This is a genomic window from Lentibacter sp., from assembly GCF_965658795.1.
Classification (GTDB): Bacteria; Pseudomonadota; Alphaproteobacteria; order Rhodobacterales; family Rhodobacteraceae; genus Lentibacter.
Map to the genome: position 1 here is coordinate 1 of NZ_CBFHTG010000025.1, position 26773 is coordinate 26773.

At 59.5% G+C, this 26773-nt stretch carries 29 protein-coding genes; 11 read left to right on the plus strand and 18 right to left on the minus strand.

Annotated elements, in window-relative coordinates:
- Positions 1–86 precede the first annotated feature (86 nt).
- Positions 87–317: a 30S ribosomal protein S17 gene (gene rpsQ, locus ACTG3X_RS13335; protein WP_089887382.1), complete on the minus strand. Its 231-nt coding sequence runs from the start codon at positions 315–317 to the stop codon at positions 87–89.
- A gap of 13 nt (positions 318–330) precedes the next feature.
- The gene (gene rpmC / locus ACTG3X_RS13340) at positions 331–534 is read right to left on the minus strand and encodes a 50S ribosomal protein L29 (RefSeq protein WP_439111771.1); all 204 of its coding nucleotides are present in this window, start codon (positions 532–534) and stop codon (positions 331–333) included.
- Positions 535–776: 242 nt separating this feature from the next.
- Here rpmC and ACTG3X_RS13345 point away from each other — a divergent pair, with 242 nt between their 5' ends.
- Together ACTG3X_RS13345 and ACTG3X_RS13350 are read left to right on the plus strand one after the other, a co-directional pair.
- On the plus strand, positions 777–1397 hold the full coding sequence (locus ACTG3X_RS13345) for a TIGR02466 family protein (RefSeq protein WP_439111772.1): 621 nt from the start codon (positions 777–779) through the stop codon (positions 1395–1397).
- Between the two features lie 109 nt (positions 1398–1506).
- Positions 1507–2226 carry a hypothetical protein gene (locus ACTG3X_RS13350; RefSeq protein WP_439111773.1) on the plus strand — a complete coding sequence of 240 codons (720 nt, stop codon included), beginning with the start codon at positions 1507–1509 and terminating at the stop codon, positions 2224–2226.
- 113 nt (positions 2227–2339) lie between these two features.
- On the opposite strand, the gene rplP is transcribed toward ACTG3X_RS13350, so the two are convergent.
- From rplP to ACTG3X_RS13390, 8 genes are all read right to left on the minus strand, one after another.
- Positions 2340–2753, minus strand: a complete 414-nt coding sequence (rplP, locus tag ACTG3X_RS13355; RefSeq protein ID WP_263765437.1) for a 50S ribosomal protein L16 — start codon at positions 2751–2753, stop codon at positions 2340–2342.
- A gap of 13 nt (positions 2754–2766) precedes the next feature.
- A complete protein-coding gene (gene rpsC, locus ACTG3X_RS13360; RefSeq protein ID WP_439111774.1) occupies positions 2767–3474 on the minus strand; it encodes a 30S ribosomal protein S3 in 708 nt (235 codons plus the stop codon).
- Positions 3474–3854 (minus strand): 50S ribosomal protein L22, encoded by a 381-nt coding sequence (rplV, locus tag ACTG3X_RS13365; protein WP_439111775.1) that lies wholly within the window; start codon positions 3852–3854, stop codon positions 3474–3476. Before rplV ends, rpsC begins: the two co-directional genes overlap by 1 nt.
- Positions 3855–3857: 3 nt before the next feature.
- A complete protein-coding gene (gene rpsS / locus ACTG3X_RS13370) occupies positions 3858–4136 on the minus strand; it encodes a 30S ribosomal protein S19 (protein ID WP_439111776.1) in 279 nt (92 codons plus the stop codon).
- 3 nt (positions 4137–4139) lie between these two features.
- Positions 4140–4982: a 50S ribosomal protein L2 gene (rplB, locus tag ACTG3X_RS13375; protein WP_439111777.1), complete on the minus strand. Its 843-nt coding sequence runs from the start codon at positions 4980–4982 to the stop codon at positions 4140–4142.
- 409 nt (positions 4983–5391) lie between these two features.
- A complete protein-coding gene (locus ACTG3X_RS13380) occupies positions 5392–6297 on the minus strand; it encodes a DUF2971 domain-containing protein (RefSeq protein ID WP_439111778.1) in 906 nt (301 codons plus the stop codon).
- Positions 6298–6435: 138 nt separating this feature from the next.
- Positions 6436–8235: a translation elongation factor 4 gene (gene lepA, locus ACTG3X_RS13385; RefSeq protein WP_439111779.1), complete on the minus strand. Its 1800-nt coding sequence runs from the start codon at positions 8233–8235 to the stop codon at positions 6436–6438.
- Positions 8236–8285: 50 nt separating this feature from the next.
- Positions 8286–9527 carry a hypothetical protein gene (locus ACTG3X_RS13390; protein ID WP_439111780.1) on the minus strand — a complete coding sequence of 414 codons (1242 nt, stop codon included), beginning with the start codon at positions 9525–9527 and terminating at the stop codon, positions 8286–8288.
- 268 nt (positions 9528–9795) lie between these two features.
- Between ACTG3X_RS13390 and ACTG3X_RS13395 the strand changes: the two genes are divergently transcribed.
- Positions 9796–10143, plus strand: coding sequence for a hypothetical protein (locus ACTG3X_RS13395; RefSeq protein WP_439111781.1), 348 nt, complete (start codon positions 9796–9798; stop codon positions 10141–10143).
- A gap of 1 nt (position 10144) precedes the next feature.
- On the opposite strand, the gene hisD is transcribed toward ACTG3X_RS13395, so the two are convergent.
- Together hisD and meaB are read right to left on the minus strand one after the other, a co-directional pair.
- Entirely contained in the window at positions 10145–11446 is a 1302-nt protein-coding gene (hisD, locus tag ACTG3X_RS13400; protein WP_439111782.1) for a histidinol dehydrogenase, read from the minus strand.
- A gap of 137 nt (positions 11447–11583) precedes the next feature.
- Complete coding sequence (gene meaB, locus ACTG3X_RS13405; RefSeq protein WP_439111797.1) at positions 11584–12558, minus strand: methylmalonyl Co-A mutase-associated GTPase MeaB; 975 nt, start codon at positions 12556–12558, stop codon at positions 11584–11586.
- A gap of 61 nt (positions 12559–12619) precedes the next feature.
- Between meaB and hrpB the strand changes: the two genes are divergently transcribed.
- The 3 genes from hrpB to ACTG3X_RS13420 all read left to right on the plus strand — a co-directional run bounded on the left by hrpB (position 12620) and on the right by ACTG3X_RS13420 (position 17161).
- Positions 12620–15043, plus strand: a complete 2424-nt coding sequence (gene hrpB / locus ACTG3X_RS13410) for an ATP-dependent helicase HrpB (protein WP_439111783.1) — start codon at positions 12620–12622, stop codon at positions 15041–15043.
- 84 nt (positions 15044–15127) lie between these two features.
- Positions 15128–15589 carry an NUDIX hydrolase gene (locus ACTG3X_RS13415; protein WP_439111784.1) on the plus strand — a complete coding sequence of 154 codons (462 nt, stop codon included), beginning with the start codon at positions 15128–15130 and terminating at the stop codon, positions 15587–15589.
- 84 nt (positions 15590–15673) lie between these two features.
- On the plus strand, positions 15674–17161 hold the full coding sequence (locus tag ACTG3X_RS13420) for an inorganic phosphate transporter (protein ID WP_439111785.1): 1488 nt from the start codon (positions 15674–15676) through the stop codon (positions 17159–17161).
- Between the two features lie 192 nt (positions 17162–17353).
- On the opposite strand, the gene argF is transcribed toward ACTG3X_RS13420, so the two are convergent.
- Together argF and ACTG3X_RS13430 are read right to left on the minus strand one after the other, a co-directional pair.
- A complete protein-coding gene (argF, locus tag ACTG3X_RS13425; protein WP_439111786.1) occupies positions 17354–18280 on the minus strand; it encodes an ornithine carbamoyltransferase in 927 nt (308 codons plus the stop codon).
- Positions 18277–19461, minus strand: coding sequence for an aspartate aminotransferase family protein (locus ACTG3X_RS13430; RefSeq protein ID WP_439111787.1), 1185 nt, complete (start codon positions 19459–19461; stop codon positions 18277–18279). Before ACTG3X_RS13430 ends, argF begins: the two co-directional genes overlap by 4 nt.
- Positions 19462–19702: 241 nt before the next feature.
- Here ACTG3X_RS13430 and ACTG3X_RS13435 point away from each other — a divergent pair, with 241 nt between their 5' ends.
- The 3 genes from ACTG3X_RS13435 to ACTG3X_RS13445 all read left to right on the plus strand — a co-directional run bounded on the left by ACTG3X_RS13435 (position 19703) and on the right by ACTG3X_RS13445 (position 22158).
- On the plus strand, positions 19703–20602 hold the full coding sequence (locus ACTG3X_RS13435) for a DMT family transporter (RefSeq protein WP_439111788.1): 900 nt from the start codon (positions 19703–19705) through the stop codon (positions 20600–20602).
- Positions 20603–20703: 101 nt separating this feature from the next.
- Positions 20704–21309, plus strand: coding sequence for a GcrA family cell cycle regulator (locus ACTG3X_RS13440; RefSeq protein ID WP_439111789.1), 606 nt, complete (start codon positions 20704–20706; stop codon positions 21307–21309).
- A 132-nt stretch (positions 21310–21441) separates the two neighbouring features.
- Positions 21442–22158 carry an NAD(P)-binding domain-containing protein gene (locus tag ACTG3X_RS13445; RefSeq protein WP_439111790.1) on the plus strand — a complete coding sequence of 239 codons (717 nt, stop codon included), beginning with the start codon at positions 21442–21444 and terminating at the stop codon, positions 22156–22158.
- On the opposite strand, the gene ACTG3X_RS13450 is transcribed toward ACTG3X_RS13445, so the two are convergent.
- Both ACTG3X_RS13450 and ACTG3X_RS13455 read right to left on the minus strand, forming a co-directional pair.
- Positions 22133–22762 carry a sugar transferase gene (locus tag ACTG3X_RS13450; RefSeq protein WP_439111791.1) on the minus strand — a complete coding sequence of 210 codons (630 nt, stop codon included), beginning with the start codon at positions 22760–22762 and terminating at the stop codon, positions 22133–22135. The two genes, ACTG3X_RS13445 and ACTG3X_RS13450, sit on opposite strands and share 26 nt — an antisense overlap.
- A complete protein-coding gene (locus ACTG3X_RS13455) occupies positions 22759–23547 on the minus strand; it encodes an NAD-dependent epimerase/dehydratase family protein (RefSeq protein WP_439111792.1) in 789 nt (262 codons plus the stop codon). Before ACTG3X_RS13455 ends, ACTG3X_RS13450 begins: the two co-directional genes overlap by 4 nt.
- A gap of 190 nt (positions 23548–23737) precedes the next feature.
- Here ACTG3X_RS13455 and ACTG3X_RS13460 point away from each other — a divergent pair, with 190 nt between their 5' ends.
- Positions 23738–24748, plus strand: a complete 1011-nt coding sequence (locus tag ACTG3X_RS13460; protein WP_439111793.1) for a polysaccharide biosynthesis/export family protein — start codon at positions 23738–23740, stop codon at positions 24746–24748.
- Positions 24749–24761: 13 nt separating this feature from the next.
- Here ACTG3X_RS13460 and ACTG3X_RS13465 read toward each other — a convergent pair whose 3' ends face one another.
- Positions 24762–25193 carry a DUF695 domain-containing protein gene (locus ACTG3X_RS13465; protein WP_439111794.1) on the minus strand — a complete coding sequence of 144 codons (432 nt, stop codon included), beginning with the start codon at positions 25191–25193 and terminating at the stop codon, positions 24762–24764.
- 191 nt (positions 25194–25384) lie between these two features.
- Positions 25385–26311 carry an oxygen-dependent tRNA uridine(34) hydroxylase TrhO gene (gene trhO, locus ACTG3X_RS13470; protein WP_439111795.1) on the minus strand — a complete coding sequence of 309 codons (927 nt, stop codon included), beginning with the start codon at positions 26309–26311 and terminating at the stop codon, positions 25385–25387.
- Between the two features lie 109 nt (positions 26312–26420).
- Here trhO and ACTG3X_RS13475 point away from each other — a divergent pair.
- The coding region (locus tag ACTG3X_RS13475) for an isochorismatase family protein (protein ID WP_439111796.1) at positions 26421–26773 on the plus strand (353 nt) is incomplete at its 3' end.

Sequence of the window (26773 nt, forward strand, 5' to 3'; positions counted from 1 at the left end):
ATCTGGATCATATGGTTTCTCCTGACCTATGGGGGGCCGATGCGTGGCCTAGTCCCCAGGGTTTCTAATGTTGGTAGGCTAGAAGCTTACGCTTCCAGAATTTCCCAACGCTTGGTTTTTGAACGGGGCGCGCATTCGACGATCCGTACCTGGTCACCTACGTTGTAGGCGTTCTTCTCATCGTGAGCCCGATACTTTTTGGACTTACGGATGGTCTTTTTCAGAACAGGGTGTGTGAAGCGACGCTCTACTGAAACCGTTACGGTTTGTTCGTTCTGGTTGCTTGTTACGACGCCTGTGAGGATACGCTTTGGCATAGCTCAGGCTCCCTTATTCTGCAGCCGCAGCAGCGGCTTTTTCGTTGAGGATTGTCAGCACGCGGGCTGTTGTCCGCTTAACCTGACGCACACGAGCTGTGTTTTCCATTTGGCCTGTGGCCGACTGGAAGCGCAGGTTAAAGCTTTCTTTCTTAAGGTTTTCGAGCTCTTCTTTGAGCTGGTCAACCGTCTTGTCACGCAAGTCTGATGCGTTCATGGTCTTTTCCTTTTCAACATCACTGGTAGGCCGCACGAGCGTGACCCTGATTCCAGTGGAGGTCATGGGTAGAAGTGCGCCGTATATGTGGCTTTCGCTCACTTGGCAACCCCTGTGACAGCCCTTTTTCAAAAGGGCCAAAGCCACATCGCCGAGTCGCCCGAACATGCCGTCTCTATACCTGCCGCCAGCTGTGCGCAAACCTACTGGCCCTCTGCCCGCCCCCGCGCTATCACTTTGCTATGTCAGATATAGAATCCCTCTTCGTGACCCGCCTTTACCGTGCCGCCCTTTCGGAGCTCGGCCCAAATGTTGACGCCGACGAGCTCGAAAGCTCCTGCTATGGCATTGCCGATGACGATGAGGCAGGTCAGGCCTGGTGCGAAGAAAACGGCTACCCCGGCTACACAAGCTATGCCTCGCTCACAGACCTTGGCTGGCGCTCGCCCGTCTTTGCCGATCTGATCAAGTCACTCGACCTCCATGTCGCGGCCTTTGCCAAGGCGCTTGAGCTGGATCTGGGCGAAGGCAAGCTCGAGCTGGAAGACCTCTGGATCAATATCCTGCCCGAAGGCGGGATGCATTCCTCACACATCCATCCCCATTCCGCCATCAGCGGCACGACATATGTGGCGATGCCTGACGGCGCGAGCGCACTCAAGCTCGAAGACCCCCGCTCTGCCCGTATGATGGCCGCGCCGCCCCGCCTCAAAACAGCGGGCCGCGATGCACAAACATTTGTCTACGCGGCGCCCAAAGTCGGCGATGTGCTGCTCTGGGAGAGCTGGCTGCGCCACGAAGTGCCGATGAACATGTCAGAAGATGACCGCATTTCTGTGAGCTTTAACTATAAGTGGGTTTAAGCCTTAAGATTTCGTTAACGCTTTATTAACGATTTGTCGCAAAATTTCCGATTTTCGCCACATTTGCCTGCCATTGTCAGATCAAAGAAGACAATCAGAGGCAATACCCATGATCACCCTAAAGCCAGCCGTGCTGTCCCTCGTCGCGTTTTCAACGCTGACAGCCTGTGGAGCCAGCAACGAAGTCGCCACGCGGGGCGACGCCGCGCCGCTGAATTTCGCCACCAGCTCTCCCGAGCTGCGCCTCATTGACGAGCAAGCCGAAACGCTACAGCAAATGTCGCGCGATTTGGTCCGCCGCTCTACTGGCAAAGGGGCTGCCATGGGGGCCGCCGTCGGCTGTGGCCTCGGGCTGATCTCGGCCAGCAATGCCAGCAAATGCGTCGCTGGCGCGGTTGCGGGAGGCGCTGTCGGCGCGGTTGTGGGCCACGGGCACGGCAAACGCAAAGTCGCCGCGCGGGTTGCAACCGTCTCCCAAGGGGATATGGCCCTCTCGCTGCGCAACGCCAATGCGACGTTGAGCGAAATCAAAACCTCCCTGCCAAGCCTTCTTGCCAAGCAAGATGCCGAGCTGAAAGCGCTCAAGCGCCAAAGAGCCGCCAATACGATCACCGAAGAGGCCTACACAGCCCGCCTTGACGAGATCCGGGCCACCCGCGCCAAGCTGGCCGATGCCCTGATGGACAGCGCCGACAAGGCCCGCACCTCGGCCGACAACCTCGGGCTTGCGGCCTCGCAGGGCCAATCCGGCCTCATGTGGCACATCGGCGCCGCCAAGCGCCTTGAAGAAGAGTCGATCTCGACCCGCTCGACGATCACCCTGCTCTGACCTTTGGGGTGGGCCCCAACCCACCTCACCGACCCAAACAGAAAAACCCCCGCCTGATTGCTCAGACGGGGGTTTCTTTTCTTTTGTAGGGTGGGTGTTAACCCACCACTATCTTACCAATCTTCGCGTACGACGACGCGTGATTTGATCGGAAGCTTCATGGCCGCAAGGCGCAGAGCTTCGCGTGCCACGTCTTCGTCGACACCGTCGATTTCAAACATCACACGGCCAGGCTTAACTTTGGCAGTCCAACGGTCTACCGAGCCTTTACCTTTACCCATACGAACTTCGATGGGCTTGGCTGTGACAGGCACATCTGGGAAGATGCGGATCCAGACACGGCCCTGACGCTTCATGTGACGCGTCATGGCACGACGTGCAGCTTCGATCTGGCGGGCTGTTACGCGCTCAGGCTCGAGAGCCTTAAGACCGTATGTCCCGAAGTTCAGATCAGAACCGCCCTTCGCAAGACCTTTAATCCGGCCTTTGTGCTGTTTGCGGAATTTGGTGCGCTTTGGTTGAAGCATATCTCAGCCCCCCTTAACGACGGCCGCCAGCACCACGAGGTGCAGGGCCATCTTGGAATTGTTGCGCGCGACGATCGTGAGCCTGTGGGTCGTGTTCCATGATCTCGCCTTTGAAGATCCAGACTTTGATGCCGATGATGCCGTAAGCTGTCATACCTTCAGCGTGAGCATAATCGATATCCGCACGCAGTGTGTGAAGCGGAACGCGGCCTTCGCGGTACCATTCGGTCCGCGCGATTTCCGCGCCGCCCAAACGACCAGCCACATTGACACGGATACCAAGGGCACCCATGCGCATTGCGTTCTGTACGCTGCGCTTCATAGCACGGCGGAAAGAGACACGACGCTCGAGTTGTTGGGCAATGCTCTCGGCAACGAGGGCAGCGTCCATCTCGGGCTTGCGCACTTCAACGATGTTGAGGTGAAGCTCGGAAGCTGTGAGGTTGGCAATCTTCTTGCGGAGCGTCTCGATGTCCGCGCCTTTTTTACCAATGATCACACCTGGGCGTGCTGTGTGGATCGTAACGCGGCACTTCTTGTGCGGACGCTCGATGATCACACGGGCGATGCCCGCTTGCTTGCACTCTTTGTTCACGAACTCACGGATCTTGATGTCTTCCAGAAGAAGGTCACCAAAGTCTTTTGTGTTCGCAAACCAGCGGCTGTCCCACGTACGGTTTACCTGAAGGCGCATGCCAATCGGATTTACTTTATTACCCATTATGCTTGCTCCTCTACCTGACGCACCTTGATGGTGAGCTCTGAATACGGCTTGATAATCTTACCAAAACGACCGCGAGCCCGTGGACGACCACGTTTCATCACAAGGTTTTTGCCCACATAGGCCTCAGCGACAACGAGCTCGTCAACGTCGAGGTTGTGGTTGTTTTCAGCATTGGCAATCGCCGACTGAAGACACTTCTTCACGTCTTCCGCGATCCGCTTTTTGGAGAAAGTCAGGTCCGTGAGGGCCTTGTCAACTTTCTTGCCGCGGATCATGGCGGCGACGAGGTTCAGTTTTTGCGGGCTTGTACGGAGCATGCGCAGTTTTGCCATTGCTTCGTTGTCGGCCACGCGGCGGGGATTTTTATCCTTGCTCATGGCTTACTTCCGCTTCGCTTTTTTGTCAGCAGCATGGCCATAATAGGTGCGCGTTGGTGAATACTCACCAAACTTCTGACCGATCATGTCTTCTGTGACGTTTACAGGAATGTGCTTCTGGCCGTTGTAGACGCCGAACGTGAGACCCACGAACTGCGGCAGAATGGTGCTGCGGCGCGACCAGATTTTGATGACTTCTTTACGACCGCTCTCGCGTGACGCTTCGGCTTTCTTAAGCACGTAAGCATCCACAAAGGGGCCTTTCCAAACAGAGCGTGACATATGTTACCGCCCCTTCTTCTTGGCGTGACGCGAGCGGATAATAAGCTTGCTTGACGCTTTGTTCTTGTTGCGAGTGCGAGCACCCTTCGTCGGCTTACCCCAAGGTGTCACCGGGTGACGACCACCTGATGTACGGCCTTCACCACCACCGTGTGGGTGATCGATCGGGTTCATAACAACACCACGAACAGACGGACGCTTGCCTTTGTGGCGCATACGGCCGGCTTTACCGAAGTTCTGGTTCGAGTTGTCAGGGTTTGACACAGCACCAACAGTCGCCATGCACTCCTGACGCACCATGCGAAGCTCGCCCGAGCTCAGACGGATCTGGGCATAGCCACCATCGCGGCCAACAAACTGTGCATATGTGCCGGCTGCGCGTGCAATCTGCCCGCCCTTGCCTGGCTTCATTTCGATGTTGTGAACAATCGTGCCGATCGGCATGCCCGAGAAGGGCATCGCGTTGCCTGGCTTGATGTCTGCTTTCGCAGACGCGATGATTTTGTCACCGATAGCCAAACGCTGAGGTGCAAGCACATAGGCCTGCTCACCGTCTTCATATTTTACGAGAGCGATAAACGCGGTGCGGTTCGGGTCATATTCGATCCGTTCAACCGTTGCGGCGATATCGAATTTGTTCCGCTTGAAATCTACGATGCGGTAAAGGCGCTTTGCCCCACCACCACGACGACGTGATGTAATTCGTCCGGTGTTGTTCCGGCCGCCCGATTTCGTCAGACCCTCGGTGAGGGCTTTGACGGGACGTCCTTTCCACAGCTCCGAACGGTCGATCAGCACCAACCCACGTTGGCCCGGCGTCGTCGGTTTATACGACTTGAGTGCCATGCTTTCTGTCTTCCGTTAAGCAAGGTCGGGTTGCCCCGACCGTATGTTTCGAGCATTTGTTTTGCTCGGTCTTTTAGGGCCCCGAAGGTCCCCAGCGAAAAATATAACGGGCCCCAGACGAATCTGAGGCCACGCGATCTGGCTCGTATAGTAGGGAAGCTTGGGGCTGTCTATAGGCGGGGCCTGTTTTATTGGGGTTTTATGCACGGCGAGCGCGCTGGCCCTAGGGCCCACCAGAAGCCGCGCGCTCGCTGGCCCGCGGGGTGGCGATCCAACATCTGTGACAAAGCACTTTATGCCAGCCAAACCACTCCCCAGACCAAACCGCGCGCACCCCTCAGCCCAATCGCTGCCCCGTGGAGGCGGGCCAGCGATTGCCCAGCGGCCTACGGCCTTGATTCCGCGCGTTTTAGCTCACTTGAGTGAAGACCAAACTAAAATCTTCCGCTGAAACAGAGCTGGTCCAAATTTCTACCTTGCCTCCGTATCGATCCATTATTTGGTCTAACTTTCCAGATTCCATTCGGACGCCGCAGTAAATCTTGGAAAGCTGAAGAGATGAAACTCGTCGATACCCAGCGGTATGGTCAGATGATTCAAGTATTCGCCACTCTCGTTCATAGGACCAATGTTCCGATTTAGTCAAAAAGAAGGCCTCAAATACAGAATTGAATAAGTTTTTATCAGCTTGTTTTTTGCTGCCCCTACTTGTGAACTCATACAAAGCATCAAAGCCAACACATGGACGTTTTGCTTGATAGCTTACTGGGAAAGCGATTGGCTCATCTGTTGAACTTCTTGATGAAAGTCGGAGCTCAAACTCCAAGCAAACACCAGTATGATTACCCGCGTAATTTCCCCACATCGGAATATTGTGAAGATCTTCGCTGAAACAAGCTAACTTCGTCTTATTAGGCAGCTCAAGAAAAGTCTTTTTGCTGATTTCTAGCTCAAGTTTAGCAATTTGAACCGAAGGCTTTGCTTTGCCGATGGACCGCCTAAACTGGCTCCGAGATAGCTTTCTTCCACCTAATTCGCTTGCTCGTTCACGCGAAATTATTGGTTTGTTTCGAAACCTTTGCTTAACAATCTTGTTTGCCTCACTCAAAGTTACTTCGGCCAAAACAGGTCGAAATTCAAATGGGTCGTTCTGTTTTTTTGCTTCACTGAGGAACAGGCGGTTTGAGGTTATTGCTTCGTCAAGCTCATCCCAAAAATAGCCTGAGTTAGCATTACGATAGCGGTAAAGGGAATCAGGTAAGTCTTTTGTCAGGAAGTCTGCCACGATCTTACCTTTTTCTTCGAACTCGATCACTTATTTAAGTCACGGCACGTATGACTTACGCATCGCCCACCCGCCTTCAACACCAAACCCACAGCGCTCCACCAGCACCGAGTGGGAACGCGCATTGCAAGCAATACGCTGCCTCCCACAGCCTATCAAAAGAACAGATTAACCATCCATCTTCAGCGCCGAAATAAACGCTTCCTGCGGGATATCCACTTTGCCGAACTGGCGCATTTTCTTCTTACCGGCTTTCTGCTTGTCCAAGAGCTTGCGCTTGCGTGAGGCGTCGCCGCCGTAGCACTTGGCGGTCACGTCTTTGCGCATCGCAGACAGCGTTTCGCGGGCAATCACCTTGCCGCCAATCGCCGCCTGAATCGGGATTTTGAACATATGGCGCGGGATCAGGTCTTTGAGCTTCTCCACCATCGCGCGTCCGCGCATGTCGGCGCGGTCACGGTGCACCATGGTGCTCAAGGCGTCTACAGGCTCGTCGTTGACCAGAATGGACATCTTCACAAGGTAATCCTCGCGGTAGCCCAGCATCTGGTAGTCAAAGCTCGCGTAGCCTTTGGTCACGCTCTTCAGGCGGTCATAAAAGTCAAACACCACCTCGTTGAGCGGCAAGTCATAGACAACCATCGCGCGGCTGCCCGCATAGGTCAGGTCTTCCTGAATACCGCGGCGGTCCTGACAGAGCTTGAGCACATCGCCAAGGTACTCGTCGGGCACCAGAATGGTCGCTTTGATGCGCGGCTCTTCAAGGTGATCCACCACAGACAAGTCAGGCATATCTGCTGGGTTGTGCAGCTCCAGCATCGTGCCGTCTTTGAGGTAAACATGGTAAATCACGCTCGGCGCGGTCGTGATCAGCTCGATGTCATACTCGCGCTCGATACGGTCGCGGATCACCTCAAGGTGCAGCAGCCCGAGAAAGCCGCAGCGAAAGCCAAAGCCCAGCGCCGCAGATGTTTCCATCTCGTAGCTAAAGCTCGCATCATTGAGCGCCAGCTTTTCAATCGCATCGCGCAGGTCTTCAAACTCGGCTGAATCCACAGGGAAGAGACCACAGAAAACCACAGGCACAGAAGGCTTAAAGCCGGGCAGCGCTTTGTCTGTGGGGCGCTTGTCGTGGGTGATCGTGTCGCCCACCTTGGTGTCGCGCACCTGTTTGATCGAGGCCGTCAGAAAGCCGATCTCCCCTGGCCCAAGCTCGGCCACAGGGTCCATAGCAGGGCGAAACACGCCAATACGGTCGACATGGTGCTTTGAGCCGTTCTGCATCATCGTGATGGTGTCGCCCTTCTTGAGCACCCCATCCATAATCCGCACAAGAACAATCACGCCAAGGTAGCTGTCATACCAGCTGTCCACGAGCATGGCCTTGAGCGGCGCGTCGCGGTCCCCTTTGGGCGCAGGCAAAAGGCTCACCACGGCCTCAAGCGTCTCTTTGATGCCAACACCTGTCTTGGCCGAAACCCTGATCGCGCCAGAGGCGTCAATCCCGATCACATCTTCGATCTGCTCGGCCACACGGTCACATTCGCTCGCGGGCAAGTCGATCTTGTTGAGCACAGGGACAATCTCGTGATCCGCGTCAATCGCCTGATAGACGTTTGCCAGCGTCTGGGCCTCAACACCTTGGGTAGAGTCCACAACCAGCAAAGAGCCCTCAACCGCACGCATCGAGCGGGAGACCTCATAGGCAAAGTCGACATGGCCGGGCGTGTCGATCAGGTTGAGAACATAGTTCTCCCCGTTCTGCGCCGTATACTCGATCCGCACCGTATTGGCCTTGATGGTAATCCCGCGCTCCCGCTCGATATCCATGGCATCAAGCATCTGCTCCTTCATATCCCGAAGAGCGACTGTATTCGTCTCCTGAATAAGCCGGTCAGCCAGCGTGGATTTCCCGTGGTCAATATGCGCCACGATCGAAAAATTGCGTATGTGAGCTAGGTCTGTCATGGATTGGGATATGATGTGGATTTAGGGTTTGGTCAAGGTGGGTTGTGAACTCATACCCAAGCATTGTCTCGCGCATAACTGACCAGTTCCAACACCATTGCCTCAACATCCGAAATGACTTTCTTACGGCTTTTAAATGTTCGTACACCGTGCCGTGAGACCATAAGCTTCACTCCTTTGGGAGGTAGTTTTTGCCCCTCCACATAGTACTCAGGTTCACGCAAAAAGGCGTCAACAGTGAGCAAGCTACTGACACCGCGCCCAGGCCAATCAATGCAGATACTAGCGTCGGCCAAAGGCTGACCTCCAAGCACCTTCGCAAGCCACGCAACAGTTGCTTTCGCACCTTTGTTTTCAGGTAATGGAATATCGAGCCCTGCAGTCATTCGGCAAGCACGCAAATCTAGCAAAACTTCAGCCGTCAGCTTTTGGGCTTTGAAGTGATAGTGCGCCGACATCGTGTAATCATCCGCTAACATCTGTCTATCGACCTTGGTGCGTGCTGCATCATCCGCCCGCACGCCAGCAACATGCCTAAGCTCAACCTCTACACCTGAAAAGTGAATCAACTTAGAGCATAAATCACGCCGTTCCTGCTGCCAGCCGTAAACTACTTCAGTCAGCCCTTTCACATTTGCGTTGAAGCCTAGAGTTGTTGATGCCGCCTCAACAAAGGCAGGCCAGACCTCTGGCATTGCATCATAAGTCGCCACACCAGAACGTTCGTCCCAAAAAAAATCGAGACATTCTTTAACAAGCGCCAGCTCAACCGCTTCCAGTCCACCGTGGACGCGTAACATCTCCAAACTAGTCCTGATGTCTGCCCAAGCAAAATGAAACACGTTTGTGTTGCGAGTTTTCTTCGCATCCAAGTGATAGGGCGGCGAGTCTGGTGTTCGGGCAAACTCATTGGAAATCGTGATGACGGCTCCAACACCCGTCTGTTTAGCCAAGTCTAAGTAGCTATGAATCTGGTCAGATCGGATTGCATTTTTTTCAGCCTTTGCCTCAACAAAGGCCGCCCACTGCGCTTTTCCACGAGTGCAGACAATCAAGCCATCAGGCCTAACGTCCGAAACCATCGAACTCTTGAACGAAACTTCCATCGCGCTTTGAAACGAACAGCTTCTACCGCTGTTATAGCCGCAATTTTTCAAAATAGTTTCTCGCGCACTTACCGACATTCCGAGCAAGGCCAAGAAAACCGACAGAAGCTTTCGCTCAGGCTGTTTGGAGTTTGGAATGAGCCTTGGAGTGTTCGGATTATTCGCAAAAGGCTCAAGGTACTTCATGGGTAAATCCTACTACTCAACAAACCACAAGACTGCTTCAAATCGCCCAACACAGTCAACCAATAGTTGAAAGCTGTAAATGACTTCCAACTCAGCGCCCTTTTTACCAATAATGCCCAAACCCGACACCTCCAACCACAACACCGCCCACGGGCAATTTGGCGCAGCAAAAGCGCGGTTTGATCACGGAGATGTCATTGAAAATCTACGCCACTTCGGCCATTATAGCAGAAACGCGGGCGCAAATGCCCCAATGAGAGCAGTCCCTATGACCAAGTTTTTTGCCCTGGCTTCCCTTGTCCTTCTCGTCGGTTGCGGCGGCGGGGGCTACAAAGCCGCCGAGCGCTATACATCCGCCGCGCCAAGTTCGGCCTCGGGCCCTATTTCGCGCGCCTGTCTTGCGTCTGACCGTAAGGCGCGCTCGCGCCAGCTCTGCGGCTGTATTCAGGCGGTGGCCGATATGTCCCTGTCAGGGCGCGACCAGTCGCTCGCAGCGTCGTTCTACCGTGACCCGCAAAAAGCCCAGGACATTCGCCAGTCAGACAACCCGATGCACGAGCGTTTCTGGAAGAAATACCGCGAATACGCGAACACATCCGAGCAAATCTGCGGCTAACTCAGCCTGTCGCCAGCTTCAGCTTGGGCCTCAGCGCCTCAAGCCTGATGTCTGCCGCGCGGGCGTGGCCCTCCATACCTTCGTGGCGCGAGATATTCGCGGTCACCCGTGCAAGGTCGGGCAAAGCCTCGTCTTCGACACGTTGCCACGTCACGGTCTTGAGAAACTTGTGTACCGATAGCCCCCCCGTGTAGCGCGCCGCGCCAGAGGTGGGCAGCGTATGGTTCGGCCCAGCGGCCTTGTCGCCAAAGCTCACAGTCGTCTCCGCGCCCAAGAAGAGCGAGCCATAAGACGTGAGCGCAGCGCGCCACCACCCCAGATCCGCGGCCTGAACATGCAAATGCTCGGGGCCATAGGTGTTGGACACCTCCGCCATCTCGTCACGCGTATCACAGACAATCACTTCGCCAAGATCCCGCCATGCGGCCAGCGCCGCCGCACAGTTTACCTCTGGCAGCTCGGCGGCAAGCTCGGGCACAAGCGCCATCACCCGCCGCGCCAGCGCAGCACTGTCTGTCACCAGCCACACGGGCGAGTTGTGCCCGTGCTCGGCCTGCGAGACCAAATCCCATGCGACCGTCACAGCATCTGCGGCTCTATCAGCAATCACCATGCTGTCGGTCGGCCCGGCAAACATATCGATGCCCACAGGGCCAAACATCTGCCGCTTGGCCTCGGCCACATAGGCGTTGCCCGGCCCGATCAGGATATCGGCAGGTCTGGCCCCGAAAAGCCCCCCCGCCATAGCGGCAATCCCCTGCACACCGCCCATCGCCAGAATACGATCCGCGCCTGCAAGCTGCATGGCGTAGAGAATGGCGGGGTGAATGCCTTGGTCAGGCTTGGGCGGCGAGCACGCAGTGATATGCCCGACCCCCGCCACCTTCGCGGTGGTAATCGTCATCAAAGCGCTGGCGATATGCGCATAGCGCCCGCCGGGCACATAGGCCCCCGCCGCACTCAGCGGGATCAGCTTTTGCCCCGCATACAGCCCGGGGCGAAGCTCTATTTCCATCTCACTCACCGTAGCCAGCTGGGCCTCGGCAAAACGGCGAATGTTGTCATGCGCCCAGGCGATATCGTCTTTAAGCGCCTGCGGCACCAGACGCACAGCCGCCGCAACGGCCTCTTCACCCACCACAACATCGCCATCCCAGCCATCCAGCCGCGTGGCATAGTCGCGCGCGGCCTCTTCGCCGCCCGCCTTAATGCGCGCCAACATGACAGAAACTGTATCCGCCACATCAGCGCCCGCTTGGGCCTCGGCCTGTTTGTCGGCAGATTTGAGATAGGTGATGGCCATGCGCGTGCTCCCGTTCAGAGCCCCAGTTCAGCGCGCGAAACCAGCCCAAATCAAGAGCCCACGCACCGCAAAAGGCCAAAGCCACACCCATTTTTCGCGCGGCCAAAAGCCGTGTTCAATCTTTCCGAAAGCGCGGCCTAGCCGCCCAACTGCGCAAGCGCCTCGGCCGCTGCTGCCGAAGGCGTGATCTCGCCAGCCTCAACCTGCTCTGCAAGCGCATCCATGACCGCACGCATATCGCCCGTCTGCAAGCGCGCCAAAAGCCCTTGGCGCACATCTTCTGCAAACCAGTGCCGCGCTTGCCGCGCGCGCGTGCCGTCAAAATGCCCGTTGGCGCGCCGCCAGTCAGACAGCTCACACATCGCCTCCCAAGCCACGGCAAGCCCCTGCTCTTCCAGCGCCGACACCGTCATGGCCTTGGGAAAGCCCTCAGGGTCTTGCGCGCGCTTTCTCAGCAAGCGCAGCGCGCCAGCATAATCGGCACAGGTGCGCGTGGCAGCTGGCTTGAGGTCGCCATCGGCCTTGTTCACCAAGATGATATCCGCCATCTCCATGATGCCCCGCTTCACCCCTTGCAGCTCATCGCCCCCCGCAGGCGCCAGAAGCAGGATGAAGAGATCAGACATTTCCGCCACAACGGTCTCTGACTGCCCCACACCCACGGTCTCGATCAGGATCACATCAAAGCCCGCCGCCTCACACAAAGCGACAGCCTCACGCGTGCGCCGCGCCACACCGCCCAGTTGGGTCTGGCTCGGCGAGGGCCGAATAAAGGCGTTCTTTTCGCGGGTGAGAAACTCCATCCGCGTCTTGTCACCCAGAATAGAGCCGCCCGAGCGCGCCGAACTCGGGTCAACCGCCAGCACAGCCACCCGCAGCCCCGCCTTCACCAGCATAAGGCCAAAGCTCTCGATAAACGTCGACTTGCCCACACCGGGTGTACCAGACAGGCCAATCCGCAGCGCTTGCCGCTCAGCGCCCTTCAAGCGCTCCAGAAGCGCCCGCGCCTGTTGGCGGTGGTCTTCACGGCCGCTTTCCACAAGCGTGATGGCCCGTGCAAGGGCGCGTCTGTCCCCGTCCAAAATATTCTGTGCAACAACTTCAATATCCATGGCCAAAGATATGCCCTCTTTGCCGCTTGATTGTCCAGCCCGCGCCATGCTCTCTAGGCCCATGTCCGAGCTCCCCATCCATGACGCGCTGCCCGCGCTGCTGACCGCGTTCAAAAGCGGCACCCGCGCTGTGCTTCAGGCACCACCGGGGGCAGGCAAAACCACAGCTGTGCCGCTCGCGCTGTTGCAATCGGGCCTTGTGGCAGGTCGCATCCTCATGCTCGAGCCCCGCCGCCTCGCCGCGCGCTCTGCCGCCGAATACATGGCCAGCACTCTGGGCGAAGCGGTCGGTGCAACCGTCGGCTACCGCATCCGCGGCGAAAGCAAGACAAGCCCGCACACCCGCATCGAAGTGGTGACCGAAGGCATCCTTACCCGCATGTTGCAATCCGACCCCGAGCTTGCAGGCATCGGGATGGTGATCTTTGACGAGTTCCACGAACGCTCGCTCAATGCCGATCTCGGCCTCGCCCTCTGCCTTGAAATCTGCGACGCCCTGCGCGACGACCTCAAGCTCCTGGTCATGTCCGCCACGCTTGACGCAGCCCCCGTGGCCGCGCTCATGGGCAAGGCCCCCGTCATCACATCCGAGGGCCGCAGCTTCCCCGTCGAAACACGCTGGCTCGACAAGCCCCTGCCCAAAGGCACACGCCTGCCCGAAGCCATGGCCGAAAAAGCCCTCGCTGTGCTGCCCGAAACCACAGGGGGCCTGCTCGCCTTCCTGCCGGGTGAGGGTGAAATCCGCCGCGCCGCCGCGCTACTGGAACAGCGCGTGCCAGAGGGCGTCAGCGTGCACATGCTCTTTGGTGCTCTTCCCTTCAAAGACCAGCAAGCCGCCATCCGCCCCGCCACCAAAGGCCGCAAGATCGTGCTGGCAACCTCCATCGCCGAAACCTCGCTCACCATTCAGGATGTCCGCGTGGTGCTCGATGCAGGCCTCGCCCGTCGTGCGCGCTATGATGCCGGCTCTGGCCTCTCACGCCTTGTCACAGAAAAAGCCAGCCGCGCCGAAGCCACCCAGCGCCAAGGCCGTGCTGGCCGTGTCGCCGAGGGCCTTTGCTACCGCCTCTGGACAAAAGGCGAAGACGGCGCGCTGCCGGCCTTTGCACCCGCCGAAATAGAGGTCGCCGACCTTGCCCCCTTCGCGCTGGAGCTGGCCCTCTGGGGCAGCGCCGACCTGCCTCTGCTCACGCCTGCCCCCGAAGGCACATTGGCCGAGGCGCAGAGCCTCTTGCAAGCGCTCGGCGCGCTGGATCACGAGATGCGCATCACGCCCCATGGCCGCGCGCTGGCCGCCCTGCCCGTGCATCCGCGCCTTGGCCATATGCTCACGCTTGCAGGCAAACCCGCCGCCGATCTGGCCGCCCTCCTGTCAGAGCGCGACATCCTCAAAGGCGCGCCTGCCGATCTGTCTCTCCGCCTCAAGGCGCTCAATAGCCCCCGCGATGTGCCCCAACAGGTCAACCATGCGGCGCTTGCACAGGTGCGCACCGAGGCCAAGCGCCTCGCTCGCGTGGCACCCGCCGCGCCCCAAGCCATGTCAGCGGCACAAATGGCCGCCCTCGCCTACCCCGACCGTGTCGCGCTGCGCCGCACAGGCGATGCGCCCCGCTACCTCACCACAGGGGGCAAAGGCACCTATCTGGCCGAAGATGACAGCCTCGCCGCCGCGCGCCTTCTCGTGATCACCGACACAGACGGCCACCCCCGCGAAGCCCGCATCCGCGCCGCCCTCCAGATCAGCGAAGCCGAGCTGCGCGAGATCTTTGCCACCGAAATCACGTGGCAAACAAGCTGTGACTGGTCGCGCCGCGAGCGCCGTGTGCTGGCGCGCGAAGACGAGCGCTTGGGCCAGATCGCCCTGCAAAGCCGCCTCTGGAAGGAAGCCCCGCCCGAGGCCATCGCCGCCGCCATGTGCGCAGGCATCCGCGAGCTGGGCCTGCGCCCCTCGCCCGCAGCCGAGCGCCTGCGCGCGCGCGTGGCGCTGCTGGCCGCGGCTGGCCATGAGATGCCCGATATGTCCGACGAGGCGCTGCTTCCCACGCTGGAAGACTGGCTTGCGCCCTACCTCACCGGCATCAAAACCGATGGCCAGTGGAAGGGCTTTGACATCCACGATGCCCTGCAAGCCCTTCTGACCTACCCGCAAAGCCAAGCGCTCGCCCTGCACGCGCCAGCACATTTCACCACGCCACTGGGCCGCAACATCCCGATTGATTACGCAGGCGAGCACCCCGAAATCTCGCTTCGCATTCAAGAGATGTTCGGCCAGCGCAGCCACCCGCAGGTGGCGGGCAAGCCCCTGCGGGTCACGCTCTTGTCGCCCGCCCAGCGCCCGGTGCAAACCACCATGGATATCCCCGCCTTCTGGGACACCTCCTACAGCGACGTGCGCAAGGATATGCGTGGCCGCTACCCGCGCCACCCGTGGCCAGAAGACCCTCGCGAAGCCGACCCGACCTTGCGCACAAAACGCCGCTCCTGAGCGCCCCCTTTGCAATTGCGGCATGAACGCGCTATATACGTGTTAATCAATAAATATAAAAATACGGCAGATAGTCAGGCCACCATGAACAACCCATTTAAGAAAGCTTGGGAAGAACTCCTAGGCCCGTTGCTGCGCCGTCCCAAACGGCTACAGGTCGCCGCGCTCTGCTACAAGCAGGCCAAGGGCAGCGATGCCAAAGAAATCCTCCTTGTCACCTCGCGCGACACGGGCCGCTGGATCATCCCCAAGGGCTGGCCGATTGATGGCAAAAACGCCCCCGAAGCCGCTCTGCAAGAAGCATGGGAAGAGGCTGGCGTGCGCAAAGGCACCGCAGGCAAAGCGCTTGGGCACTACAACTACGACAAAGAGCTTAAAAACGGCCTCCCCGTCGCGGTAGAGACTTTGGTGTTCCCCGTGCAGGTCAGCGAAATGAAAGACGACTACCCCGAGGCCGCCCAGCGCAGCCGCAAATGGGTCAGCCCGTCCGAGGCCGCCAATATGGTGCGCGAACCCCAGCTTCAGGACATGCTGCGCAATTTGTAACAGTTTTGTATCAGTTTTATGACAAATTGATTGAAATGAGCGCCAACCTTCTCTAACCGACCTCCAACGCCAAAGGGGGCCCCAATGAGCGACTTCAACAAACACGACGCAGACCACCTCGAAACACTCGACCGCGACCTGCACCGCCTGTCCTATCTTGAAAACGCCACCCAGTATGTCTCCCGCCCCATGGTCGGGCCGGGCATCGCGCTGGCTTTCATGGTGCTCGCGGGCCTTTCGGCAGCCATCTTCTTCGGCTTTGAGCCGCAGAATTATGTGGTCATCCTCGCCGCTGTCTTCGGGGCCTATATGGCGCTCAACATCGGGGCAAACGATGTCGCCAACAACATGGGCCCGGCTGTCGGTGCCAATGCGCTCAGCCTCGGCGGGGCCATTGCCATCGCCGTTGTCTTTGAAAGCGCAGGCGCGCTTCTGGCGGGCGGTGATGTGGTCTCCACCATCTCCAAAGGCATTATTGCGCCCTCGACCATGGCCTCGGCCTCGGTGTTTATCTGGGCGATGATGGCGGCGCTTATCTCTGCGGCTCTCTGGGTCAACCTTGCCACATGGGTTGGCGCGCCCGTCTCCACAACCCACTCTGTTGTTGGCGGCGTTATGGGCGCTGGCATTGCCGCGGCGGGCTTTGGCGCGGTCAACTGGCCCACCATGAGCGCCATCGCAGCCAGCTGGGTGATCTCTCCCATGCTCGGCGGCCTCATCGCCGCCGCCTTCCTCGCGCTCATCAAATCCCGTGTCATCTATCAGGAAGACAAGATCGCCGCCGCCCGCAAATGGGTGCCCATTCTCGTTGGCATCATGGCAGGCGCCTTTGCGTCCTACCTTGCCCTCAAGGGCCTCAAGCGGGTTATGAAAATCGACCTGCCAACAGCTCTGCTCATCGGCCTCGCGCTTGGTGTCCTCGCCTGGATCATGACAATCCCGCTCATCCGCCGTCAGGCCGAAGGGCTGGAAAACCGCAACAAGTCGCTCAAGGTGCTCTTTGGCATCCCCCTGGTGATCTCTGCGGCACTGCTCAGCTTTGCCCATGGGGCCAATGATGTGGCCAATGCCGTTGGCCCGCTCGCCGCCATCGTCCACGCCGCCGAGTTCGGCAGCTTTGCCGATAAAGTCGCCATCCCGATGTGGGTGATGATCATCGGCGCCTTCGGGATCAGCTTCGGCCTCTTCCTCTTCGGCCCCAAGCTCATCCGCATGGTCGGCAGCCAGATCACCAAGCTCAACCCGATGCGCGCCTATTGCGTATCGCTATCCGCCGCCATCACCGTGATCGTGGCCAGCTGGCTGGGCCTGCCTGTCTCCTCCACCCATATCGCTGTTGGCGCTGTCTTCGGTGTTGGCTTCTACCGCGAGTGGGACGCGGCCCGCCGTATGCGCGCCAGCTCCGAAACCTTGCCAGAAGAGCGCCGCATCGCACCAGAAGAGCGCCGCCGCCGCAAGCTCGTACGCCGCAGCCACTTCATGACAATCATCGCGGCATGGGTCATCACAGTGCCCGCCGCCGCCATCATGTCAGGGCTGATCTTCTACATCCTGAATGCGGTCGTAAACTAAACAAACGCGCGCGCCGTGGCTTCAACACCACCGCGCGCTCTTTCTTTTTGCCCGAAATATCCCAGGGGGTCTGGGGGACTGGTCCCCCAGTTAAATCTGCGGTCTGGGGGACTAGTCCCCCAGCTTTGCCTCTGGTCTGGGGGACCAGTCCCCCAGCGTTAAACCCTACGCGCCGTCAGGCGCACAATCGGATCAGACGCCCAAACACCACCGCACAATCGCTTTTTGCGCATGCAGGCGGTTCTCGGCCTCATCAAAAATCACCGAGTTCGGCCCGTCCATCACAGCACTTGTCGCCTCGTCTTCGCGGTGCGCAGGCAGGCAGTGCATAAACAGCGCATCAGGCTTGGCGTGGCTCATCAGCTCCTGGTTCACCTGATAGGGTCGCAGCATATTGTGACGGCGCTCTTTCGTGCTCTGCCCGTCATGCATGCTCACCCAAGTGTCCGTCACAACAAGGTCAGCCCCCTCTACAGCCTTCTTCGCATCCCGCTCGATGCTCACGCTCACACCCGCGTTGCGCGCCAACCCGATGAACTCGTCTTCCGGGTCAAGCTGGCTTGGCCCTGCAAAAACCATATCAAAGCCAAACTGCGCTGCCGCGTGCAAAAAGCTCGCGCAAACATTGTTGCCATCACCACACCAGACAACCTTCTTACCCTTGATCGAGCCGCGATGCTCCTCATAGGTCAGCACATCCGCCATGATCTGGCAGGGATGGGTGCGGTCGGTCAGCCCATTGATCACAGGCACAGTCGCGTGCTCTGCCATCTCCAGCAAAACGCTCTCGTCAAACGTGCGGATCATGATCAGGTCAACATAGCGGCTCATCACTTTGGCTGTGTCCGCAATCGTCTCGCCATGGCCAAGCTGCATCTCGCTACCTGTGAGCAGCATGGTCTGCCCGCCCATCTGGCGCACACCTGCATCAAAGCTCACCCGCGTGCGCGTTGACGGCTTCTCGAAAATCAGGGCAACCATCTGCCCGTCCAGCGGGCGCTCGTCATCCAGCGCCCCTTTGGGGCGTCCGGCGCGCGCGGTTTTCATCGCCGCAGCCTGGTCGATAATACCGCGCAAATCGTCTTTGCTTGTCTTATGAATGTCTAGAAAATGGCTCATGCCTTAAGTCCTTCGCTTATCGCGCTTGCGGCTTTGTCCAGCCGTGCAACCGCCTCTGAAATATCGCTCTCGGTGATGTTGAGCGCAGGCAAAAGCCGCACCACATTGTCTGCCGCAGGCACTGTGATCACCTCGGCCTCATAGCCCGCCTTCACCACATCTACAGGCGCAACCTTGCACTTCAGACCCAGCATAAGCCCGGATCCGCGCACCCCCTCAAACACATCGGGATGCGCCGCCACCAGCCCTTCAAGCTTTTGGCGCAAGCCACCCGCGCGGGTGTTGACCTCGGCCAAAAAGTCAGGCTCCGAAACAATCTCCATCACCTTCAGACCCACAGCACAGCCCAAAGGGTTGCCCCCGTAAGTGCTGCCGTGGGTGCCTGCCACCATGCCGCTGGCCGCGTCTTCTTTCGCCAGCACCGCGCCAAGCGGGAACCCCCCGCCAATGCCTTTGGCCACCATCATGATATCAGGTTCGACATTGGCCCACTCATGGGCAAAAAGCTTGCCCGTGCGCCCCACGCCACATTGCACCTCATCCAGAATAAGCAGCGCGCCCACGTCGTCGCAAAGGTCGCGCAGCCCCTTCAGGCACTGGTCTGGCAACGGGCGAATACCGCCCTCGCCCTGCACAGGCTCAACCATAATCGCGGCTGTCTTGTCAGTCACGGCAGCGCGCAGCGCGTCGTGATCGCCCCATGGCAGATGCGTGAAGCCACCCAGCAAAGGCCCGAAACCCTTTGTCATCTTTTCGCTGCCCGCCGCCGCGATACCCGCTGACGAGCGGCCATGAAACGAGCCTTCAAAGGTGATGATCTCGACACGCTCGGGCTGGCCTTTGTCATACCAGTATTTGCGCGCCATCTTCACAGCCAGCTCGCAGGCCTCTGTGCCCGAGTTGGTGAAAAACACGCTATCGGCAAATGTCTGCTCCACCAGCTTGTCCGCCAAAGCCTGCTGCTGGGGGATTTCGTACAAGTTGGACACATGCCAAAGCTTGCCCGCCTGCTCGGTGAGCGCCGCCACAAGCGCGGGGTGCGCGTGGCCCAAAGCGTTCACAGCAATACCTGCGCCAAGGTCGATAAAGCGTCGCCCGTCCGCTTCCTCAAGCCAGCTGCCTTCGCCTTTGACAAAGTTCAACGGCGCACGGTTGTAGGTTGGCAATACAGAAGGGATCATAGACCTGTCCTTTATAAGAAGCCCGATAAGTGCCGAAGCAGGCGGGCATAGTCAACATTTGGGAAGAAAAGAGCGCATTATGGCTGCGCCCAAAGCCGTGCATCCGTCGAGCTTAGGCTCGTCGGCGTCGTGAGAAGAAAGAGATCACAGCGTTGCACATGGCGCTTTCCTAGCAGCCAGCTTGCCGCAAGGGAAGCAGAAACCGCTTGCCACGGCGCAACCGTCCACTATCGCTTGCGCCATGAACACACTCACCCGTCCCAACGCGCGGCTTGCCGTTTTGCTCATGCTGGCAGCGACCTTCTTTATCGCCAGCTCCACGCTCATGGCCAAGCTCGCCTCCGATCCGCGCTTTGGCACACCGCTGCACCCCTTGCAGATCAGCCATGGCCGCTTTTTCTTTGCCTTTCTGCTCATCTCCTCGGTGGTGCTGGCGCGCCGCCAGCGCATCGTCGCGCCCGCGCTCAAGCTGCACGCCGCGCGCTCCTTTCTCGGCTGGAGCGGCGTGACCCTCATGTTCACCGCTGTGGCGTTCATTCCCATGGCCGATGCCACCGCGATCAGCTTTCTCAACCCCGTGTTTGCCATGGTTTTTGCCATCCCGCTTCTGGGCGAACGTGTCGGCCCGATCCGCTGGAGCGCGGCAGGCATTGCCTTCTTGGGGGCGCTGATCCTCTTGCGCCCCTCGCCTGCCAGCTTCGAGTTCGGGGCGCTCTTTGCGCTTGGAGCTGCGCTTTTCATGGGGCTTGAGGTTATTCTCATCAAACAGCTCTCAGGCCGCGAAGCGCCGCTTCAGATCCTGTTTGTGAACAACGCCATCGGCCTCACCATCGCAAGCCTCGCCGTTCTGCCCGTGTGGGCCATGCCCACGCCCGCACAATGGCTCGTGCTTGCAGGCGTCGGCTCGGCCATGGCCTGCGCACAATTCTTCTTTGTCAGCGCTATGGCACGGGCCGAGGCCAGCTATGTCGCGCCCTTTGCCTTCACCACGCTGATCTTCGCGGCGGCCTATGACGCGGCCCTGTTTTCCACATGGCCAGATGCCATCACAGCCCTCGGCGCACTCGTTATTCTGTCAGGTGCAGGCCTCTTGGCGTGGCGCGAAAGCCAACTCAAGGCATCTCCATTGCCCCTGAAGTGATTCTGCACCTTGTATCTACGCTCACGATGCTTAGTATAGGGCGCTGATCCGAGTTCTGGCCCGCCCTCGTGCGCGCGGCCCTCCAACCTCAAGGAAATCGCATGTCCTGGACAGACGACCGCGTCGAAATACTGAAAAAAATGTGGGGCGAAGGCCAGTCGGCAAGCCAAATCGCCAAAGAGCTTGGCGGTGTCACACGCAATGCGGTGATCGGCAAGGTTCACCGCCTCGGCCTGTCCAACCGCACCACAACAGGTGCTGCGGCCAAAGCAGAGGCCAAGCCAAGCACAGCTGCGCCCAAAAAGCCGTCCAAGCCCAAGGCAGCCCCCGCGGCTCCCAAGCCCAAGGCAGAAGAGCCAGCCCCCGTCGAGGCCGCGACACCCGCGCCCGAAGCCGAGGTAAAGCCCTTCCCGAAAAGTGCGGCCCGCCGCGCCATCATTCCGGCTGGCCAGCCGCTTCCGCCCCAGCCCTCCAACAACGAGATCAGCGCCGAGGCTCTCGCCAAGGTCAGCGAAGTCGAGAAAAAGGCCAAGCGCCTCACGCTCATGGAGCTGACAGAGCGCACATGCAAATGGCCCGTGGGTGACCCCGCAACAGACGACTTCTGGTTCTGCGGCCTACCCACCAAGACAGGCAAGCCCTACTGTGAAGCCCACGTTGGCGTCGCCTTCCAGCCGATGTCCTCGCGCCGCGACCGCAAGCGCTAAGACGCCCCCGCGCGTCTCACAGCTTTCAAAGCCCGCGCCCTGAACCCGCGCGGGCTTTTGCGTGGCGCAACTCTGCTTGACCCGCGCGCCAAGCCTGCGCAGTCTGCGCCAAACCTTGTAACGGAGCGGCACATGCAACTCGGCTTTCTCGGCACAGGCACCATATCAACAGCCGTGGTGCACGCCCTCGCGCCCCGCGCCCACCAGATCACCGTGTCAGAGCGCTCCGCAGCCAATGCCGCCAGCCTCAGCGCGGCCTACCCCAACGTGCGCGTGGCCGACAACGCGGGCGTCGTCGCCGCATCCCAAGTGCTTTGCCTTGGCCTCATGCCCGACACAGCGCGCAGCCTGCTGCCCCAGCTCACGTTCCGCGCCGACCAGCGCATCATCTCTTTCATCGCCGACCTGCCGCTGGCCGAGCTTGCCGCGCTCGTCAGCCCCGCCGAAGTGGTCAGCCTCGTGCTGCCCTTTCCCGCCATCGCACACACACGATCGCCGCTCATCGCCTTCCCCGGCGCGCCGCTGCTGGACGATCTTTTTCGCGAACACGATATCTTCGCCATGGAGACCGAGGCCGAGTTTTCGGCAATGCTGGCCGCACAAGCCGTGCTGTCGCCTGTCGTGCAAATGCTCATCGAAGCCTCCGACTGGGCCGCAACCCAAGGCGCGGACAAAACCAAAGCGCAAGATTTTCTGCGCAGCCTGATCGGCGCCAACCTCAGCGCAAGCCCGCTGGCTCCGCTTCTGGCCTCTCTCAGCACCGAAGGCGGCTACAACGCCCGCCTGCGCGCGCACATGGAAGCCTCAGGCAGCTTTGCCAGCCTCAAGAGCGGCCTCGACGCGCTCTGAGCGGCACACGGCGCAACACCGTAGCCACCATCAACTGCAGGTCATAGCAAAGGCCGCGCTCACGCGCATAGATCAGGTCGATCTTCGCCTTCACAGGCACGCAGCGGCGCACATAGACTGCCTCAGTCTCTTCAGGCGTTGCGCAAGCGCTCAGCAAGACCTCCTCGCGGCGGTGAAACGCCAGCGTCGCCAGCCCCGTCACCCCGGGGCGCGCCTTCAGCACCTCGCCATAAAGCGCGGGGAACAGCTCGACATAGCACCGTAGCGGCGGGCGCGGGCCAACAAAGCTGATATCACCGCGTAAAATATTCCAAAGCTGGGGCAGCTCATCCAGCCGCGAGCGCCGCAAGACACGGCCCACAGGTGTGATCCGCGCCGCCTTATCGCCGCCCGACACCCCCGCATTGCGCGCCGCGTCCCGCATGGTGCGAAACTTCCAGAGCATAAACGGCTGCTCCACGCCCCTCATGCGCTCGGCAATGTAAAACACCGCGCCGCCATCCGTAAGCTTGATCGCCAAGGCGATCGCCAGCGCCACGGGCCAAAGCACCAACATCAAAAGAAGAGAGAGCACAATATCCAGCACCCGCTTGCTGACGCTCATGCCCAGCCCCCATAGCGTTTCCAGCCGGCCACAAGCGCCCCGGCCTGCGCCTCAGGCAGCGCCACAAGCGCGCTTAACGCGCTCACATCCAGCGTCACATCCTGCACAGCCCCCGCCCGCGCAGGCACCCAAGCCAGCTCGGCACCCGCCGCGCTGACAATCTCCTCCATGCCCACCGCCTCAGGCTGCGCCACGTTCAGAACGGGTGGCAGCTCGGCCAGCGGCAGCGCCAAAAGCGCCTCCAGCACAGCGCCAAACGCAGCAACGCCAATGTAGCTGCGCCGCGGCCCTGCCCCATCCTCAAAGCGGTCAAGCGTGGCCACGCCGCCCCCTGCCAAGGTGCGAAAGATACTGTCACAGCCCGCCACATTGGCCAGCCGCAAAACACAGTTGCGCGGCGAAGCTCCAAAAAGCGCAATCCGCGCTTCCATATCGGCCTTGGCTTGCCCGTATGCGCCCAGCGGGGCAAGGGCCGTGGCCTCTGTCGCGGCGCGCTCAGCGCCATAAACCGCCGCACTTGAAAGATGTATGACGCGCTCAGCGCCTGCCGCCTTGGCCAGCACGCGCGCCGCCTCGGCCAAAGCGACGTTGCGCGCCAAAACATCAGGCGCGCCCTGCGTCACGCCCCAAAGCGCAACGACAGCCGCAGCCTCTGGCACGGGCGCTTCAAGATCAGCGCGCGACAGCCAGACAGGCTCAAGCCCCGCAGGCGGGCACTCTGCCCAGTAGCGCCGCAGCGCCGCGCCCAACTTGCCCGTCGCGCCAAGGATAAGAACTTTACTCAAAAAGTATCCTCCTCTGAGTATTTGCGCTTTCTAGCACTCCATATAGCGTGTAAACAGACCCAAGCACCTAAATTTTGTCTCTTGGGGGGATATTGTGCGCATATTCACACGTTGCTGCTTGGTCGGCTTTTTTGCCTTTTCTTTAACGGCTTGCTCCCTTCCCAGAGGGGCTGCGCTTGTTCAGGAAGTGGTGCGCGAACAAAAGGCAGCTGAACCCAGCTTTCAGGTGGTTGAAGTCACCCGCGCCGACCTGCCCCAGCTCGCACAATGGCCCCAGACGGGCGATCACACCCACTACAGCTGGCCGTCAGGCACCAGAGGCTCCAACTCCAGCACAATCCGCGCAGGCGACACAATCGACCTGATCATCTGGGACAGTGACACAAACTCCCTGCTCACAGGGGGCGGCTCGAAATCCACAGAGATGCGCGGCCTCACAGTCTCCCCATCAGGTACGATTTTTGTTCCCTACCTTGAAGAGGTCGTCGTCTCGGGGCTGAATGCCTCAGACGCCCGCCGCCTTATTCAAGAGCGGCTTGCGCAAATTTCGGCTTCGGCACAGGTGCAGCTCATGCTGCGCGCGGGCCAGCAAAACTCGGTTGATATCGTCACAGGCGTGCCATCGCCCGGAAACTATCCGCTCGCCAGCAAGAACGTCTCGATCCTCAGCTTGCTGTCGCTCGCAGGCGGGATCGACAAGAGCCTGCCCAACCCGATTGTCCGCCTCATTCGCAGCGACAAAACCTACAACATCCGCGCCGAGCGCCTCTTTTCAGACCAGTCGCTCAACATCGTGATGCGCGGCGGTGACAAGCTGATCGTGCGCGAAGACAGCCGCTACTTCACAGCGCTTGGTGCGACAGGCACCGAGAAAATCGTGAATTTCGACAAAGAGCGCATCAGCGCCATGGAAGCCCTCTCGATGCTGGGAGGTCTGTCAGACTCGCGCGCCAATCTGAAGGCCGTGCTTGTCTTGCGCGAATATGCAGCGGGCAAAACAGGCACAGGCCCCGCCACGCCTGATCTGCCCTATGTGGTTTTCGCCTTTGACCTCACCAATGCCGACGGCCTGTTCGCCGCGCGCAGCTTTGACATTCAACCGGGTGACACAGTTCTGGCGACAGAATCCGCAGTCAACGCCGCCCGCGCGCTCTTCGGGCTCATCGGCTCAGCCTTCGGGCTGGCCAACGCCCTGAACTGAGGATGACGCGCGCTTATGCCTTCGGGAGCAAGCTGTGAAAAAGCTGCCAGTCGGCATCAAGCTGACTGGAAACCGACACCTCAAGGTTCGGAAACTTGGCGCGCAACCTGCCTAGGAGCTTCGCACCAATAGAGCTGTCCGCCGTATAGGTGATGAATTCGCGCGTCGTCTCGGTCGTCATGACAGCGGCAACAATCCCGCGGCCTGCGTCTTGAAGCTCTGCAAACAGGGCATCTTCAAAGGCAAAAGACAGGTCCGTCTCATCGCCCAAGGCCCGCATCGGCACAGCAAAAACAGTGCTCACAGCAAACCCGTCTTGATAGACAGGGTCTTTGAGCGGTGTGTTGATCCGCAAAAATGACGCCCGCTCGTCGCCAAGGTGGCACACAGCCCAACTGTCAGGCAGCTCAAGGCGCTTTTTCCGAAATAAACTCTTTAAAAACAAACCGTAAACCCTTCACCTTCAAACACAGGCACACCACACGCGCGCAACGCCGCAACCTAAAGATGTAGTGCAAGCAACGTCAACCCCGGCGTGCGGCTGCGCGACACGTCACGCGCTGAATATTGCGAAAATTCGACACATTCTGCCGTTTGGCCTGCGCGCAGCCCGGTCGCCCCTGGCCGCTGTAGGTGTTACGCCAAAGGCTCAACAGGAACATCAACCTTGATGTGCTGTTCGCCCCGCTCCGCCGCAAGGCGGATTTGCTTCTGGCGCTCGCGAAAGCGGGTCTTGTCCTCATCTGTCGTCTCATCCACGCAATGGTGGCAAGACACCCCCTGCTCCCACGTGTCGCGCGCCTTGTCTTCAGGCAGCACAGGGCGGCGGCAGGCATGGCACAGCTCGTGCGGCCCCTCGCGCAAGCCGTGGCCCACAGAGACACGCCCGTCAAAAACAAAGCACTCGCCGTTCCACGTGCTCTGCTCTTCAGGCACCTTCTCGAGATATTTCAAAATACCACCCTTGAGGTGGTACACATCTTCAACGCCCTGCCCCAGCAAGTAGTTGGTCGATTTCTCACAGCGGATCCCGCCGGTGCAGAACATCGCAATCCGCTTGTTGTGAAAGCGGTCTTTGTTCTCTTCCCACCAGGCCGGAAAGTCGCGAAAGCTCCCTGTCATAGGGTCAACCGCGCCCTCGAACGTGCCGATAGCCACCTCATAGTCGTTGCGCGTGTCAATCACGGCCACATCTTCCGACAGGATCAGCTCGTTCCAGTCCTCAGGCTCCACGTAGTTGCCCACATGGGCGCGCGGGTCCACATCGGGCTGGCCCATGGTGACAATCTCTTTCTTCAGCTTCACCTTCATGCGCGCAAACGGCTGGCTCGCCGCAGTGCTCTCTTTCCACTCCAGCGTGCTGCATCCGGGCAGCGCGCGGATATACGCCAGAACCGTATCAAGCCCCGCACGGTGCCCCGCGATCGTGCCGTTGATACCTTCGCGCGCCAGCAGCAAAGAGCCAGAGATACCGTTGTCGCGGCAGACGTCCTGCAGCGGCCCCTGCATTGCAGCGGGGTCTTCAAACGGGGTGAAATGATAGAGTGCAGCAAGTATAAACATAGGCTCGGCCTTAGCTAGGAATCGCGGTTTCGACAAGGGGTTTACCCTTGAGTTTACCCCGATGCACCCCTACCCAGTGATACAAATCAAATTCCAAAGGAGCCATAGCATGTCCGCCACAGCCCTCCTCGTCATCGATGTTCAAAACGATTTCTGCCCAAATGGCGCGCTCGCCGTCGCGGGTGGTGACGAGATCGTCACTGGCATCAACTCGCTGATGGAGGCGCACAGCTGCGTGGTGCTCACGCAAGACTGGCACCCGGCGGGCCACTCGTCTTTCGCATCCTCACACGCGGGCAAGGCCCCGTTTGAAACCGTGCCGATGCCCTACGGAACACAGGTGCTCTGGCCAGATCACTGCATCGCAGGCAGCGAAGGCGCCGCCTTTCACCCCGCGCTGCGCACAGACATGGCACAAATGATCGTGCGTAAAGGCTTTCGCAGCGCCATCGACAGCTACTC

What these genes read in the sequence shown, in the direction of transcription:
- ACTG3X_RS13445 (WP_439111790.1), top strand. Translation starts at nt 21,442, where the DNA reads ATGCAACTCGGCTTTCTCGGCACAGGCACCATATCAACAGCCGTGGTG.
- meaB (WP_439111797.1), bottom strand. Translation starts at nt 12,558, where the DNA reads ATGGATATTGAAGTTGTTGCACAGAATATTTTGGACGGGGACAGACGC.
- argF (WP_439111786.1), bottom strand. Translation starts at nt 18,280, where the DNA reads ATGAGCCATTTTCTAGACATTCATAAGACAAGCAAAGACGATTTGCGC.
- rpsC (WP_439111774.1), bottom strand. Translation starts at nt 3,474, where the DNA reads ATGGGTAATAAAGTAAATCCGATTGGCATGCGCCTTCAGGTAAACCGT.
- rpsS (WP_439111776.1), bottom strand. Translation starts at nt 4,136, where the DNA reads ATGTCACGCTCTGTTTGGAAAGGCCCCTTTGTGGATGCTTACGTGCTT.
- ACTG3X_RS13420 (WP_439111785.1), top strand. Translation starts at nt 15,674, where the DNA reads ATGAGCGACTTCAACAAACACGACGCAGACCACCTCGAAACACTCGAC.
- ACTG3X_RS13435 (WP_439111788.1), top strand. Translation starts at nt 19,703, where the DNA reads ATGAACACACTCACCCGTCCCAACGCGCGGCTTGCCGTTTTGCTCATG.
- ACTG3X_RS13440 (WP_439111789.1), top strand. Translation starts at nt 20,704, where the DNA reads ATGTCCTGGACAGACGACCGCGTCGAAATACTGAAAAAAATGTGGGGC.
- ACTG3X_RS13450 (WP_439111791.1), bottom strand. Translation starts at nt 22,762, where the DNA reads ATGAGCGTCAGCAAGCGGGTGCTGGATATTGTGCTCTCTCTTCTTTTG.
- rplB (WP_439111777.1), bottom strand. Translation starts at nt 4,982, where the DNA reads ATGGCACTCAAGTCGTATAAACCGACGACGCCGGGCCAACGTGGGTTG.
- rpmC (WP_439111771.1), bottom strand. Translation starts at nt 534, where the DNA reads ATGAACGCATCAGACTTGCGTGACAAGACGGTTGACCAGCTCAAAGAA.
- lepA (WP_439111779.1), bottom strand. Translation starts at nt 8,235, where the DNA reads ATGACAGACCTAGCTCACATACGCAATTTTTCGATCGTGGCGCATATT.
- ACTG3X_RS13390 (WP_439111780.1), bottom strand. Translation starts at nt 9,527, where the DNA reads ATGAAGTACCTTGAGCCTTTTGCGAATAATCCGAACACTCCAAGGCTC.
- ACTG3X_RS13415 (WP_439111784.1), top strand. Translation starts at nt 15,128, where the DNA reads ATGAACAACCCATTTAAGAAAGCTTGGGAAGAACTCCTAGGCCCGTTG.
- ACTG3X_RS13345 (WP_439111772.1), top strand. Translation starts at nt 777, where the DNA reads ATGTCAGATATAGAATCCCTCTTCGTGACCCGCCTTTACCGTGCCGCC.
- ACTG3X_RS13350 (WP_439111773.1), top strand. Translation starts at nt 1,507, where the DNA reads ATGATCACCCTAAAGCCAGCCGTGCTGTCCCTCGTCGCGTTTTCAACG.
- hisD (WP_439111782.1), bottom strand. Translation starts at nt 11,446, where the DNA reads ATGGCCATCACCTATCTCAAATCTGCCGACAAACAGGCCGAGGCCCAA.
- ACTG3X_RS13430 (WP_439111787.1), bottom strand. Translation starts at nt 19,461, where the DNA reads ATGATCCCTTCTGTATTGCCAACCTACAACCGTGCGCCGTTGAACTTT.
- rplV (WP_439111775.1), bottom strand. Translation starts at nt 3,854, where the DNA reads ATGAGCAAGGATAAAAATCCCCGCCGCGTGGCCGACAACGAAGCAATG.
- rplP (WP_263765437.1), bottom strand. Translation starts at nt 2,753, where the DNA reads ATGCTTCAACCAAAGCGCACCAAATTCCGCAAACAGCACAAAGGCCGG.
- hrpB (WP_439111783.1), top strand. Translation starts at nt 12,620, where the DNA reads ATGTCCGAGCTCCCCATCCATGACGCGCTGCCCGCGCTGCTGACCGCG.
- ACTG3X_RS13395 (WP_439111781.1), top strand. Translation starts at nt 9,796, where the DNA reads ATGACCAAGTTTTTTGCCCTGGCTTCCCTTGTCCTTCTCGTCGGTTGC.
- trhO (WP_439111795.1), bottom strand. Translation starts at nt 26,311, where the DNA reads ATGTTTATACTTGCTGCACTCTATCATTTCACCCCGTTTGAAGACCCC.
- rpsQ (WP_089887382.1), bottom strand. Translation starts at nt 317, where the DNA reads ATGCCAAAGCGTATCCTCACAGGCGTCGTAACAAGCAACCAGAACGAA.